The 13,058-nt window shown below is 64.3% G+C and carries 16 protein-coding genes; 9 read left to right on the forward strand and 7 right to left on the reverse strand.

The features are described 5' to 3' along the window. Window positions 1-101 precede the first annotated feature (101 nt). From yihA to argB, 3 genes are all read left to right on the forward strand, one after another. The gene (gene yihA, locus E0H22_RS23100) at window positions 102-752 is read left to right on the forward strand and encodes a ribosome biogenesis GTP-binding protein YihA/YsxC (protein WP_233023285.1); all 651 of its coding nucleotides are present in this window, start codon (window positions 102-104) and stop codon (window positions 750-752) included. Then, window positions 752-1,129: a DUF423 domain-containing protein gene (locus E0H22_RS23105; protein WP_233023286.1), complete on the forward strand. Its 378-nt coding sequence runs from the start codon at window positions 752-754 to the stop codon at window positions 1,127-1,129. Before yihA ends, E0H22_RS23105 begins: the two co-directional genes overlap by 1 nt. A 67-nt stretch (window positions 1,130-1,196) precedes the next feature. Continuing rightward, window positions 1,197-2,093: an acetylglutamate kinase gene (gene argB, locus E0H22_RS23110; protein WP_233023287.1), complete on the forward strand. Its 897-nt coding sequence runs from the start codon at window positions 1,197-1,199 to the stop codon at window positions 2,091-2,093. Here argB and E0H22_RS23115 read toward each other — a convergent pair. Next, window positions 2,056-2,691 carry a hypothetical protein gene (locus E0H22_RS23115; RefSeq protein ID WP_233026619.1) on the reverse strand — a complete coding sequence of 212 codons (636 nt, stop codon included), beginning with the start codon at window positions 2,689-2,691 and terminating at the stop codon, window positions 2,056-2,058. The genes argB and E0H22_RS23115 overlap by 38 nt on opposite strands. Between E0H22_RS23115 and E0H22_RS23120 the strand changes: the two genes are divergently transcribed. The 5 genes from E0H22_RS23120 (at window position 2,609) to E0H22_RS23140 (ending at window position 7,285) form a co-directional block, all read left to right on the forward strand. Beyond that, window positions 2,609-3,595, forward strand: coding sequence for a DUF1036 domain-containing protein (locus E0H22_RS23120; RefSeq protein WP_233026509.1), 987 nt, complete (start codon window positions 2,609-2,611; stop codon window positions 3,593-3,595). The genes E0H22_RS23115 and E0H22_RS23120 overlap by 83 nt on opposite strands. A 169-nt stretch (window positions 3,596-3,764) precedes the next feature. Then, window positions 3,765-4,463, forward strand: a complete 699-nt coding sequence (locus E0H22_RS23125) for a pyrimidine 5'-nucleotidase (protein ID WP_233023288.1) — start codon at window positions 3,765-3,767, stop codon at window positions 4,461-4,463. 244 nt (window positions 4,464-4,707) lie between these two features. Continuing rightward, window positions 4,708-5,553 (forward strand): 2,3,4,5-tetrahydropyridine-2,6-dicarboxylate N-succinyltransferase, encoded by an 846-nt coding sequence (gene dapD, locus E0H22_RS23130; RefSeq protein WP_233023289.1) that lies wholly within the window; start codon window positions 4,708-4,710, stop codon window positions 5,551-5,553. Between the two features lie 4 nt (window positions 5,554-5,557). Further along, a complete protein-coding gene (gene dapE, locus E0H22_RS23135) occupies window positions 5,558-6,712 on the forward strand; it encodes a succinyl-diaminopimelate desuccinylase (RefSeq protein ID WP_233023290.1) in 1,155 nt (384 codons plus the stop codon). Window positions 6,713-6,724: 12 nt separating this feature from the next. Further along, complete coding sequence (locus E0H22_RS23140; RefSeq protein ID WP_233023291.1) at window positions 6,725-7,285, forward strand: phosphorylase family protein; 561 nt, start codon at window positions 6,725-6,727, stop codon at window positions 7,283-7,285. Window positions 7,286-7,365: 80 nt separating this feature from the next. Here the strand turns inward: E0H22_RS23140 and truA are convergent, their stop codons facing one another. The 3 genes from truA to def form a co-directional block, all read right to left on the reverse strand. Further along, on the reverse strand, window positions 7,366-8,109 hold the full coding sequence (gene truA, locus E0H22_RS23145; RefSeq protein ID WP_233023292.1) for a tRNA pseudouridine(38-40) synthase TruA: 744 nt from the start codon (window positions 8,107-8,109) through the stop codon (window positions 7,366-7,368). Next, on the reverse strand, window positions 8,109-9,041 hold the full coding sequence (gene fmt / locus E0H22_RS23150) for a methionyl-tRNA formyltransferase (RefSeq protein ID WP_233023293.1): 933 nt from the start codon (window positions 9,039-9,041) through the stop codon (window positions 8,109-8,111). The genes truA and fmt overlap by 1 nt, the downstream gene beginning before the upstream one ends. A 160-nt stretch (window positions 9,042-9,201) precedes the next feature. After that, on the reverse strand, window positions 9,202-9,720 hold the full coding sequence (def, locus tag E0H22_RS23155; RefSeq protein WP_233023294.1) for a peptide deformylase: 519 nt from the start codon (window positions 9,718-9,720) through the stop codon (window positions 9,202-9,204). A gap of 246 nt (window positions 9,721-9,966) precedes the next feature. On the opposite strand from def, the gene E0H22_RS23160 reads away from it, so the two are divergent. Further along, window positions 9,967-11,328, forward strand: a complete 1,362-nt coding sequence (locus E0H22_RS23160; protein ID WP_233023295.1) for an AmpG family muropeptide MFS transporter — start codon at window positions 9,967-9,969, stop codon at window positions 11,326-11,328. A 281-nt stretch (window positions 11,329-11,609) separates the two neighbouring features. Here the strand turns inward: E0H22_RS23160 and E0H22_RS23165 are convergent, their stop codons facing one another. Genes E0H22_RS23165 through E0H22_RS23175 form a run of 3 tightly spaced genes read right to left on the reverse strand, consistent with a single transcriptional unit; the run spans window position 11,610 to window position 13,006 of the window. Continuing rightward, window positions 11,610-12,050: a hypothetical protein gene (locus E0H22_RS23165; RefSeq protein WP_233023296.1), complete on the reverse strand. Its 441-nt coding sequence runs from the start codon at window positions 12,048-12,050 to the stop codon at window positions 11,610-11,612. Between the two features lie 17 nt (window positions 12,051-12,067). Beyond that, window positions 12,068-12,670, reverse strand: a complete 603-nt coding sequence (gene recR / locus E0H22_RS23170; RefSeq protein WP_233023297.1) for a recombination mediator RecR — start codon at window positions 12,668-12,670, stop codon at window positions 12,068-12,070. 15 nt (window positions 12,671-12,685) lie between these two features. Then, window positions 12,686-13,006 carry a YbaB/EbfC family nucleoid-associated protein gene (locus E0H22_RS23175; RefSeq protein ID WP_233023298.1) on the reverse strand — a complete coding sequence of 107 codons (321 nt, stop codon included), beginning with the start codon at window positions 13,004-13,006 and terminating at the stop codon, window positions 12,686-12,688. Window positions 13,007-13,058: the final 52 nt, after the last annotated feature.

The following is a 13,058-nucleotide window of genomic DNA, read 5'->3' on the forward strand; positions in this document are numbered from 1 at the left end:
TCTCGAAGGACGAGGGCGGGCACCCTGGGACTCATGGTTTGAGACGGCGCTTCGCGCCTCCTCACCATGAGGGGGCCGGGTTGAACAGAAAGCACCTTCGCATGACCACCGAACCCGATGCGGAGCTGATCGAGCAGGGACGCCTGATGTTCGCGGGCGAGTGGAAGTTCATCTGGGCTTCCCCCTCGCTCGAAACCCTGCCGCCCATGGCCGGGATGGAAGTTGCCTTCGCCGGCCGCTCCAATGTGGGCAAGTCCAGCCTCATCAACGCGCTCACCGGCCGCAACGCGCTGGCGCGCACCTCGCATACGCCGGGCCGCACCCAGGAGCTGATCTTCTTCGAAGGCCCGAAGAACGGCGATTTCCGTCTCGTGGACATGCCGGGCTATGGCTACGCCTCCGCGCCGAAAGCCAAGATCGCGTCCTGGACCAAGCTGATCTATTCCTTCCTGCAGGGCCGCGCGACGCTGGCGCGCGTCTATGTCCTCATCGACAGCCGCCACGGCCTCAAGGACGTCGACCTCGACGTGCTGAAATCCCTCGACCGCTCTGCCGTCAGCTACCAGGTCGTGCTCACCAAGGCCGATCAAGTGAAGAAGTCAGAACTGGAAAAGGTGAAGGAGGAAACCCAGGCCGCGCTGCGCACGCATCCCGCCGCCTTCCCCGAAATCCTGGTGACATCCTCGCGCGACGGCGGCGGCATGGCCGAACTGCGCGCCGCCATGATGCGCCTGCTGAACGAACGCAACTGATGTCCCGGATTGCATTCTTCCGTACCCTGGTCACCTGCGCTGGGGTGATGGGCGCTCTTGGCGTGATGCTCGCCGCCGCCTCCGCGCACCAGCCCGATGCGTCGCGCCTTGCTTCCGCGTCCTCGATGCTGCTGTTTCACGCGGCCGCCGTCCTCGGCGCCATCGCGCTGGTCGAGCGCGGCGTCGTGCATCTGCAGATTGGCCTCGCCGCCACATGCGGCTTCGTCATCGCGACGTCGCTATTCGCCGGCGATCTCGCCCTGCGACAGTTTGTCGGCCATGGCCTGTTTCCCATGGCTGCACCGACGGGTGGTACGCTGCTGATCGTCAGCTGGATCGCGCTGGCGGTATCCGCGGCATGGCCGAGGCGCGCGTAACGCTCTTTGCGCCCTCCCGCCAATCGGCTAGAACGCGCCGCAGCCTGCCCAATGTGAGATCCGCTTCATGACCGACGCGCCCATCATCAGTGCTCTCGAAAAGGCCCACATCCTCTCCGAAGCGCTGCCGCACATGCAGCAATATGACGAGGAAACCATCGTCATCAAATATGGCGGCCATGCCATGGGCGCCGAGGATACCGCCCGCGCCTTCGCCCGCGACATCGTGCTGCTCGAACAGACAGCCATCAATCCGGTGGTCGTGCATGGCGGCGGCCCGCAGATCGCGCAGATGCTGACGCGTCTCGGCATCAAGTCGGAATTCGCCGCCGGGCTGCGCATCACCGACGCCGCCACCATCGAGATCGTCGAGATGGTGCTGGCGGGCTCCATCAACAAGCAGATCGTCAGCTATATCAACGAGGCCGGCGGCAAGGCCGTCGGCCTCTGCGGCAAGGACGGCAACATGGTCACCGCCTCGAAGGCGACGCGCACCATGGTCGATCCCGATTCCAACATCGAAAAGGTGGTGGATCTCGGCTTTGTCGGCGAGCCCGAAAAGGTCGATCTGACGCTGCTCAATCAACTGATCGGCTATGAGCTCATCCCGGTGCTGGCGCCGCTCGCGGCCTCGAAGGACGGCAAGACCTATAACGTCAATGCCGACACCTTTGCCGGCGCTGTCGCCGGCGCTTTGAAAGCCAAGCGCCTGTTGCTGCTCACCGACGTGCCAGGCGTGCTCGACAAGTCGAAGAAGCTGATTCCGGAACTGTCGATCAAGGATGCCCGCAAGCTGATCGCCGACGGCACCATTTCCGGCGGCATGATCCCGAAGGTCGAGACCTGCATCTACTCGCTCGAACAGGGTGTCGAAGGCGTCGTCATCATCGACGGCAAAACTCCCCATGCGGTGCTGCTCGAACTCTTCACCAATCAGGGCACGGGCACGCTGATCCACAAGTGATGAACGGGGCAGACACACGCGCTGCCCTGACTCCGCCCCTCATCCTGAGGAGCGCGCTCTTGCGCGCGTCTCGAAGGATGGCCCGGAGCTCCATCGGCTCATGGTTCGAGACGGCGCTGAAGAAGCGCCTCCTCACCATGAGGAGCGGAGTGAAGAAATCTCTGCCCCTCATCCTGAGGAGCCGCGCAGCGGCGTCTCGAAGGATCGCCAAGAGCTCCGTCGACTCATGGTTCGAGACGGCGCTGGAGAAGCGCCTCCTCACCATGAGGGGCGGAGTGAAGAAATCTCCGCCCCTCATCCTGAGGAGCCGCGCAGCGGCGTCTCGAAGGATGGCCAAGAGCTCCGTCGACTCATGGCTCGAGACGGCGCTGGAGAAGCGCCTCCTCACCATGAGGGGCAAAGCGAAGAAATCTCTGCCCCTCATCCTGAGGAGCCGCGCAGCGGCATCTCGAAGGATGGACCGGAGCTCCATCGGCTCATGGTTCGAGACGGCGCTGAAGAAGCGCCTCCTCACCATGAGGAGCGGAGTGCTGTGCCTCCTGTTTTTTCCTGCCTTCACCACATCGGCCCATGCCGACCTCAAGCTCTGCAATCGCATGAGCTATGTCGTCGATGTCGCCATCGGCATCGATGACAAGAGCGCCACCGCCACCCGCGGCTGGTTTCGCATCGACCCCGCCCAGTGCAGGGTCGTCGCCCAGGGCACCATCAGCGCCGATCGCCTGCTGCTGCATGCCCGGGTGCTGCCGCTCTACGGCGCGGCGCCCGCGCAGAGTGGCAGCGACAATCTTTGCATAGCATCCGACAACTTCGTCATCGCCGCCGCGCGCCAGTGCCGTGCCGGACAGACGCTTGCGCCTTTCACCACCATCCAGCCGTCGCAGACAGAAGACGGAACCACGGTCGCTTATCTCGCCGAGGACAGCGAGTATGACGACGAGCAGGCCAAGCTGGCGGCGATCCAGCGCCTGCTGCTGATCGCCGGCTACGACACCTCGCCCATCGACGGCGTCGATGGTCCCAAGACACGAAGTGGCCTCGCTGCGTTCCTCAAGAGCCGCGGTCTCACCGACGACATCGTAAACGCGCCGAATTTCTTCGAAGCCATGGTTGCCGGCGTACAGGCGCCGTCCGCAAATGGGCTCACCTGGTGCAACGACACCTCCTACAAGGTGATGGCCTCGGTCGCGACCGACGACGGCAGGAACGTGATCGCGCGCGGCTGGTATCGCATCGAGCCCGGCAAATGCCTGCGCCCCGATGTCACCGGACAGCCGAGGCAGATCCTTTCTTTTGCCGAAGCCGTCGATGACACCGGCCGTGCCATCCGCATCGCCGACAAGCCGCTGAACTGGGGCGGCTCGCGCACGCTGTGTACGCGCGAGAGCAAATTCGAGATCCGCGAACACATCGACTGCGCCGCCCGCGGCCTCACCGCCTCCGGCTATGCCACCGTCGACATGACCGGCGGCGGCAAGACGCTCAGATTTGCGATGCCGTAAAATTTTCTTGTGTCCCGGACGCGATGCGGCTCGAAATGCCGCTTCGCAGAGCCGGGACCGCACCAAACGCCGGAGTTCGCGACGGTCCCGGCTCTGCGCAGCAGCGTGAAGAACGCTGCGGCGCGTCCGGACACAGTTTCAATTCGATGCTTCTGAACGAGAATAACGAATGACCAAATCGCCGCGCGCCTTCGATCATATCGAGACCTGGGTCTTCGATCTCGACAACACGCTGTATCCGCATCACGTCAATCTGTGGCAGCAGGTCGATGGCCGTATCCGCGACTTCGTATCGAAGTTCCTGAACGTCCCGCCGGACGAAGCCTTCCGCATCCAGAAGGACTATTACAAGCGCTACGGCACCACGATGCGCGGCATGATGACCGAGCACAGGATCAGCGCCGACGACTTCCTCAGCTATGTGCACGAGATCGACCATTCGCCGCTGGAGCCGAACCCGGCCATGGGCGCAGCGATCGCAAGGCTGCCCGGCCGCAAGCTGATCCTGACCAATGGCTCCGTCGCCCATGCCGGCGCCGTGCTGGCACGGCTCGGCTTCGCCGACCAGTTCGAGGCGATCTTCGACATCATCGCCGCCGAACTGGAGCCGAAGCCGGCGCAGCGCACCTATGACAAGTTCCTCCGCGACCACGGCGTCGATCCGACCAGGGCGGCGATGTTCGAGGATCTGTCGCGCAACCTCGTCGTCCCCCACAGCCTCGGTATGACCACCGTGCTGGTGGTGCCCGACGGCGCCAAGGAAGTCGTCCGCGAGGATTGGGAACTGGAAGGTCGGGAAGACAGCCATGTGGACCACGTCACGGATGACCTGACGGGGTTTCTGGTGAGGATGAACGGAGCGCGGTGAGCTCCTTCCTGTCGTCACCCGGCTTGACCGGGTGACCCAGTAAACACCGCCAGCAGTGCCGGACCGCCGCCGCATACTGGATCACCCGCTCCTGGCGCGCGGTTGCGCGCAAGGCGGGTGATGACAGGTAGAGTGACCGGCTCTCTTCTTGACCTCCCCCTCAAATCCCGACAAAGCTCCCGAAACACCCTGTGGACTCTCCGCAAATCCGCATATTCTCCGCTATCTGCCCAAGGATCCCGCGATGTCGCTGACCGCCCTCGAATCCACCATCAATGCCGCGTTCGATGCGCGCGACAATGTCAATGCCGCAACCAAGGGCGAAGTCCGCGATGCCGTCGATACCGCGCTCGACCTGCTCGACAAGGGCGAAGTCCGCGTCGCCAGCCGCGGCGATGACGGCAAGTGGACCGTCAATCAGTGGCTGAAGAAAGCGGTCCTGCTGTCGTTCCGCCTCAACGACATGACCACCATTTCCGGCGGCCCCGGCGGTGCGCCGTGGTGGGACAAGGTGCCGTCGAAGTTCGAAGGCTGGGGCGACAACCGTTTCCGCGACGCCGGCTTCCGTGCCGTGCCGGGCGCCATCGTCCGCAAGTCGGCCTTCATCGCCAAGAACGTCGTGCTGATGCCGTCCTTCGTCAATCTCGGCGCTTACGTCGATGAGAGTTCCATGGTTGACACCTGGGCCACCGTCGGCTCCTGCGCCCAGATCGGCAAGCGCGTGCACATCTCCGGCGGCGTCGGCATCGGCGGCGTGCTGGAGCCGCTGCAGGCCGGCCCTGTCATCATCGAAGACGACTGCTTCATCGGCGCCCGCTCGGAAGTCGCCGAAGGCGTGATCGTCCGCAAGGGCGCCGTGCTGGCCATGGGCGTCTTCCTCGGCGCCTCGACCAAGATCGTCGATCGCGCCACCGGCGAAGTGTTCGTCGGCGAAGTGCCGGAATATGCCGTGCTGGTCCCGGGCAACCTGCCGGGCAAGCCAATGCAGAATGGCGAGATCGGCCCCTCCACCGCCTGCGCCGTGATCGTCAAGCGCGTCGACGAACGCACCCGCTCCAAGACCAGCATCAACGAGTTGCTGCGGGACTGAGCCCGTGACCGACGTCGTCGCCATCGCCCAGGACCTGATCCGCTGCCCGTCGGTGACCCCGACGGATGCAGGCGCGCTCGGTGTGCTCGAACGCCTGCTGGGTGCCGCGGATTTCACTGTCCATCGCGTGACGTTCAGCGAGGACGGCACGGCCGACGTCGAGAACCTTTATGCGCGCATCGGCACAGGAGCTCCGCATCTCTGTTTCGCCGGCCACACCGACGTGGTGCCGCCCGGCGATGAAGCCGCATGGTCGCACGGCGCCTTTGCCGGCGAGGTGAAGGACGGGCGGCTCTATGGCCGCGGCGCTGTCGATATGAAGGGCGGCATCGCCGCCGCCGTCGCCGCGACGCTGGATTATCTCGCGGCCAATGGCGGCCAGCCCAAAGGCTCGATCTCCTTCCTCATCACCGGTGACGAAGAAGGCGTTGCCGTCAACGGCACCATCAAACTGCTGCAATGGGCGACCGAGCGCGGCGAAAAGTTCGACCACTGCATCGTCGGCGAGCCCTCGAATGTCGAGGCGATGGGCGACACCATCAAGATCGGCCGCCGCGGCTCGCAGTCGGGCACGCTGATGGTCGACGGCGTGCAGGGCCATGTCGCCTATCCGCATCGCGCCTCCAATCCGGTGCCGGACATCGCCGCGCTGATCGTGGCGCTGAGCAATGATCCCTTGGACAACGGCAACGCCCGGTTCCAGCCGTCCAATCTCGAATTCACCTCGGTGGATGTCGGCAACAAGGCGACCAACGTCATCCCGGCGCAGGCGACGGCGAAGTTCAACATCCGCTTCAACGATCATCACACGCAGGAGAGCCTGCGCGCCCTGGTCGACGCCCGCGTCGCAGCGGCTGCCGGCAATCGCATCAAGGCGCATGTGGTGTGGGAGCCGAGCAATTCGGATAGCTTCGTCACGCAGCCCGGCACATTCACCGATACGGTGGTCGCCGCCATCAAGGAGATCACCGGCCGCACGCCCGATCTCAACACCGGCGGCGGCACGTCCGATGCGCGCTTCATCAAGAATTACTGTCCGGTGATCGAGTTCGGTCTGGTCGGCCAGACCATGCACCAGATCGACGAGCACACGAAGGTCGCCGATCTCGAGCAACTGACGCAGATCTATCGCCGTGTGCTGGATCGGTATTTCGCATGAGCGGATATTCTCATGAGTGATGGCATTCTGGTGCTCACCGCCCTCGACAGCGAACTGGATGTCGAACGTGCGCCAAAAGGGTTTCGCGTCGTCTTCACCGGCGTCGGCAAGATCAACACCACCATCGCGACGCTTGCCGCGATCGTCGCCGAAAAGCCGGAGCTGATCGTCAATTACGGCACCGCCGGCAAGCTCAATACGAGCCTCAACGGTCTCGTCGAGATCAGCGACGTGATCCAGCGCGACATGAATGCCGAGCCTCTGGCGCCGCGCGGCCGCACGCCCTATTCGCCGGAGCTCGACCGCCTGTCGTCGGGCCGCGCCGGCTTCATCTGCGGCACCGGCGACAGTTTCGTCACCGCCACCGATCCGTGGCTGATCGCGAACAAGGTCGACGTGGTCGACATGGAGCTGTTCGCCATCGCGCAGGTGGCGCTGCGTCACGACATTCCCTGGCGCGCGTTCAAGTTCATCACCGATGACGCGAATGATTTCGCCCACGAGCACTGGACGGCCAATGTCGCGAACGGACAGGATCTGTTCTGGGATGCGATGAAGGGTGTCATCGCGTAGGGCGGATTAGCCGAAGGCGTAATCCGCCGGCCGAGCGCATGAGGCGAAGACCGCGGCGGATTACGCTTCGCTAATCCGCCCTACGGATAATCCACCTTCGCCAGATACAGCCCGTCCGGCGGCGCGACGATGCCGCAGGCGACGCGGTCTTTGGCGGCGAGCGCCGCGCTCATGTCATCCGGCGTCCAGCGGCCGTGCCCGACCCATACCAGCGAGCCCACCATCGAGCGCACCTGGCTGTGCAGGAACGAACGCGCCGAGGTGCGGATCGTCACCGCCTCGCCATCCGCATCCACATCAAGCTGATCCAGCGTGCGGATCGGCGACTTCGCCTGGCATTCGGTGTCGCGAAACGTGGTGAAGTCGTGCCGGCCGAGCAGCCGCTTGGCGCCCTCGCGCATGGCGGCGATATCGAGCGGCTTCGGCACCCGCCAGACATGGCCCATATCCACGGCGAGGTTCGCCCGGCGATTGGAGATGCGATAGATATAGTGCCGCTTCACGGCCGAAAACCGCGCCTCGAAATCATCGGCCACCACATCGGCCGAGAGCACCGCCACCGGATGCGGCCGCAGATGCGCATTCATGCCGTCGCGAAAGCGGCCGGGCACCAGGATCTTCGGCACATCGCAATGCGCCACCTGTCCGAGCGCGTGCACGCCGGCATCGGTGCGGCCGGCGCCATGGACACGGATTGGCTCGCCGCAGATCGCTTCGGCGGCGCGCTCCAGCGCGCCCTGCACGGTCAGCGTGGCATTGTCCTGCACCTGCCAGCCGGAGAATGGCATGCCGTCATATTCGATGAGCATCTTGTAGCGCGGCATCAGCTCACCCGCATGGGCGGCTTCAATGCCGTGCCGCGGAGAAATTCATCGGGCTTCATGGCCTGCTTGCCGGCGCGCTGCAGTTCAAGAATGCGGATGGCGCCGTCGCCACAGGCAACCGTGAGATGGTCATCAAGTAATTCGCCCGGCGCCCCCGATCCTTTCGCCAGCTCACAGCGCAATATCTTCAGCCGGATGGCTTCGCCGTCGACATCCGCCTCGCACCACGCGCCGGGAAATGGCGACAGGCCGTGGATATGCCGGAGCACGGCGCGCGCCGGCTTGGTCCAGTCGATCTTCGCCTCGGCCTTGTCGATCTTGGCCGCATATTCGACGCCGTTCTCGCTCTGCTTCACGAACTGCAGCCCACCGCGATCGAGCGCACCTATGGCGCGTACCATCAGGTCGGCGCCGAGCGGCGCCAGCGCGTCATGCAGATCCTGCCCCGTCATCGCGTCGGTGATATCAAGGCGCTCGGCCATGGCGATGTCGCCGGTGTCGAGGCCGGCATCCATCTTCATTACCATGACGCCGCTCTCGGCATCGCCGGACATGATGGCGCGCTGGATCGGCGCGGCGCCGCGCCAGCGCGGCAGCAGCGAGCCGTGCAGGTTGAAGCAGCCGAGCGGCACGGCATCGAGAATGTTCTGCGGCAGGATCATGCCATAGGCGACGACCACGGCGGCGTCCGCCTCGAAGGCGCGGAACTGGGTTTCGGCATCGACGGTGCGCAGCGTCTTCGGCGTCAGAACGGGAATGCCGAGCCGTTCCGCCTCGCGCGCCACGGGTGTCGGTTGCAGCTTCATGCCGCGCCCGGCGGGTTTCGCCTCGCGCGTATAGACGGCGACGATCTCATGACCGTGCGCCACGAGTTCGAGCAGCGTCGGCACGGCAAAATCCGGCGTGCCCATGAAAATCAGACGAAGCGGCATGTGGTGGCTCGATCCGGTTAGTGACTGTGTCCCGGACGCGCCGCAGCGTGCAACGCTGCTGCGCAGAGCCGGGACCGTATCAAGCGACGGCGTTCGTGGCGGCCCCGGCTCTGCGGAGCGGCATAAAGATGCCGCACCGCGTCCGGGACACGAAAGAGCGTCAGCCCACGCGCTTGGCGATCTTCGTGAATTTCTTCATCACGCGATCACGCTTGAGCTTGGAAAGATAATCGACGAACAGCACGCCATTGAGATGGTCGATCTCGTGCTGGATGCAGGTGGCGAACAAGCCGCTCGCGTCCTCCTCCACCGTCTTGCCGTCGAGATCGAGATAGCGGATGCGCACCGTCTCCGGGCGTTCCACCTCTTCGTAATATTCCGGGATCGACAGGCAGCCCTCCTCATAAACCGAGAGCTGTTCCGACGCCGAGATGATTTCCGGATTGATGAAGACGCGCGGCTTCGGGCCGCCCTCGTCTTCTTTCTTGGCCAGATCCATGGTGATCAGGCGGAGCGGAACCGCGATCTGGATCGCCGCCAGCCCGATACCGGGCGCGTCATACATGGTCTCGAACATGTCATCGGCGAGCTTGCGCACCTCCGACGTCACCTTCTCGACAGGTTTGGAGATCAGCCGCAACTGTTTGTCGGGCAGGATGATGATTTCACGAATGGCCATGGCGGGCGATTTAATCTGCGCGTGTTGCGCGGTCAATGCGGAGAGCCGGCATTAACGGAGCGATAACCATGTTGGTGAGGGAGATATTAACCATGCGGCGCAACGCTTTGTTAACCACAGACGTTTACTTTTTGTTCACGATCGAACATCCCGCGAAAAGCGCAGCCACGCGCCGTTCACCTCTCCCCCCGGGGAGAGATGAAGCAAGCCTCGTCTGCGATTCGATCTCTTAAGGCCATCGTTCCCATGACTACAGCGCCCGATACGCCCGACGCCGTCTTGCAGCCCCGCGCCTCCTGGCGCGAGAGCATGGCGGTCTATCTGCAGCCGCGCGTGCTGATCGTGCTGATGCTCGGCCTCTCCTCCGGCCTCCCACTCGCGCTGTCCGGGTCCACGCTGCTGGTCTGGATGCGCGAAAGCGGCGTCGATCTCGGCACCATCGGCCTGTTCGCGCTGGTTGGCACGCCCTACACGCTGAAATTCCTTTGGGCGCCGCTGATCGACGCGCTGCATGTGCCGCTCTTCACCCGCGCCTTCGGCCGCCGCCGCGGCTGGCTGGTGTTCTCGCAGTTGCTGCTCATCGCCGCGATCCTGCTGCTCGCGCTCACCGATCCTGCCAGGTCTCCTCTGTTCGTCGCGCTCGGCGCGCTGCTGGTCGCCACCATGTCCTCAACCCAGGACATCGTCGTCGATGCCTTCCGCGTCGAGAGCCTGCCTGAAAGCGAGCAGGCCGCGGGCATGGCCTCCTATGTCGCCGCCTACCGGATCGGCATGCTGATCTCGACCGCCGGCATCCTGTTTCTGGTCAGTGCCTTCGAGGCCACCGGCATCGCCCGCTCCTCCGCCTGGATGTGGGGCTATGTGGCGATGGCCGCCTTGGTGCTGATCGGCACGGTGACCGCGCTCCTCGCCACGGAGCCCGAGCAATCCGTGCAGGCCGAAGCCGCCACGCGCAGCGAGAGTGCGTTCCAGCGCGTGCTGCGCGCCGCCATCGGCGCTTTCTCGGAATTCCTGTCGCGGAAAGATGCCTGGGCGGCACTGGCCTTCGTGGTGCTGTTCAAATTCACCGACGCCTTCTCCGGCACGATGACCGCGCCCTTCGTCATCGATATCGGCTTCACCCGCAATGATTACGCAGCGATCGTGAAAGGCGTCGGCCTCGCCGCCACGCTGATCGGCGGCTTTGCCGGCGGCTTCGTCGCCCGGCGCTATTCGCTGGAGGCGAGCCTGTGGATCGGCGCGGTGCTGCAGGCGGTGTCCAACCTCGCTTTCGCGTGGCTCGCGCTGGTCGGCGTCAATCAATGGGCGCTGGCGCTGGCGATCTCGGTCGAGAATTTCACGAGTGCCATCGGCACGGTGATCTTCGTCGCCTATCTTTCCGCGCTCTGCAAGAATCCGCTGCACACCGCCACGCAATATGCGCTGCTGACAGCGCTTGCCGCGGTTGGGCGAACCTATCTCTCGGCTGGCGCAGGCTACGTCGCGCAGGCGACAGGCTGGCCGTTGTTCTTCGTGATCAGCGTATTGGTGGCGGTGCCGAGCCTGGTGCTACTGCTCTGGCTGCAGCGGCGCGGGCATTTTGCGGCGCTGGGTCCGGTACGGGTGTAGCTACGACCCTGTCGTCACACACTTGACCGTCGTGTCCCCTCCCCGCAACAGTGGTCTATCGCGTATTGCTGAGTGCGGATGGGGAGAGTGCTTGGCCTGCATGGTTCGAGACGCCCGCTTCGCGGGCTCCTCACCATGAGGGTCTTCTATCGCACCATACTCTTCCCTCATCCTGAGGAGCGGCCTTGTTAGGCCGCGTCTCGAAGGATGGCCACAGGCTGCTTGCGACCATCATGTGCGATCGCCCTCTCCCACAAGAGCGAGAGAGGGGAAGAAGCGCCTCAATTCTTCCCCACCAGACTCCACTTCGTCACCAGCGCTTCGCTCATTTGCCCTGCCTGTTCGGCGCAAGCGACTTCGCCCACCTTGAATGCGACTTCCTTGCCGACGAGACGTTTCAACTGCGTTGCCTGCGCATCGCTGGCGACCACGATCTCGAAGGTCTCCGGTCCTGTTTCCAGATTGCACAGCCCCGCTGGTGCCGGCAGGCGGCGCGGTTCGCTGACGATCTGATAGACGTCGACGCGCTTGCCCTTGGCATCGCGGCTCTGCATCGCATTGAGCTGGCCCGTGAGCACATCGCCGATCTGCATCGCCTTCGGCGCCGCCGGCCTCGCCGGTGCTTCGTCCGCATCGGAGGCTGCATAAGCCATCGTGGTCATCGCGGCCATCGCCAGCACCGCGGCGCAGCCGAGCTGCGCTTTCCATCCGGATCGTGTCATCAGAAGCAGTCCCGTCTTTAAAACAATGTGCGTTGTCGCATCGCCGCCGACAACGTGCCTTCATCGAGATAATCCAGTTCGCCGCCGACCGGCACGCCATGCGCCAGGCGGGTGACTTTCACATTGGCGTCCTGAAGAAGGTCGGTGATGTAATGTGCTGTCGTTTGTCCGTCCACGGTCGCGTTCAGCGCCAAAATGATTTCAGCGACTTCAGGCTCATGCGCGCGTGCCACCAGCGCATCGATGGTCAGGTCGCCCGGCCCCACGCCATCGAGCGGCGACAGCGTGCCGCCAAGCACATGATATTTGCCCGGCGCCGCATTGGCGCGCTCCAGTGCCCACAGATCGGCGACATCGGCGACGACCACGATGGTCGAGGGATCGCGCCGTGCGTCCGTGCAGATCGTGCACGGATTCACCGTATCGATATTGCTGCACACCTGGCAGACCTGCACACGGTCGATTGCCAGCTGCAGCGCGCCGGCCAGCGGCGTCATCAGCGCATCGCGCTTCTTGATCAGATGCAGCGCCGCGCGCCGAGCCGAGCGCGGGCCGAGTCCGGGCAGCCGCGCAAGCAACTGAATCAAGCGCTCGATTTCAGGTCCGGCAACGGAGGCCATGTCAGTTCGGGGCCTTTAGCCGAGGCCCAGCCCCGGCGGCAGGCCGAGGCCGCCGGTGAGCGACTGCATCTTCTCCTGCATGGCGGCTTCCGCCTTGCGGCGGGCATCGCCGAGCGCGGTGACCAGCAGATCCTCGAGGATCTCGACGTCTTCCGGCTTCACCAGCGACGGGTCGATCTTCACGGCCTTCACTTCGGTCTTCGCCGTCATGCGCACCGAGACGAGACCTCCGCCGGACATGCCCTCGACCTCCACATGGTCGAGCTCTTCCTGCATCGCCTTCATCTTCGACTGCAGCTGCGCCGCCTGCTTCATCATGCCGAGAAAGTCAGCCATGGATCGTCCTTTATCGTTGCGTGCGCATGGTCCCGAAAACCGGTGTCCACTT

The organism is Rhodopseudomonas boonkerdii (genome assembly GCF_021184025.1).
Lineage (GTDB): Bacteria > Pseudomonadota > Alphaproteobacteria > Rhizobiales > Xanthobacteraceae > Tardiphaga > Tardiphaga boonkerdii.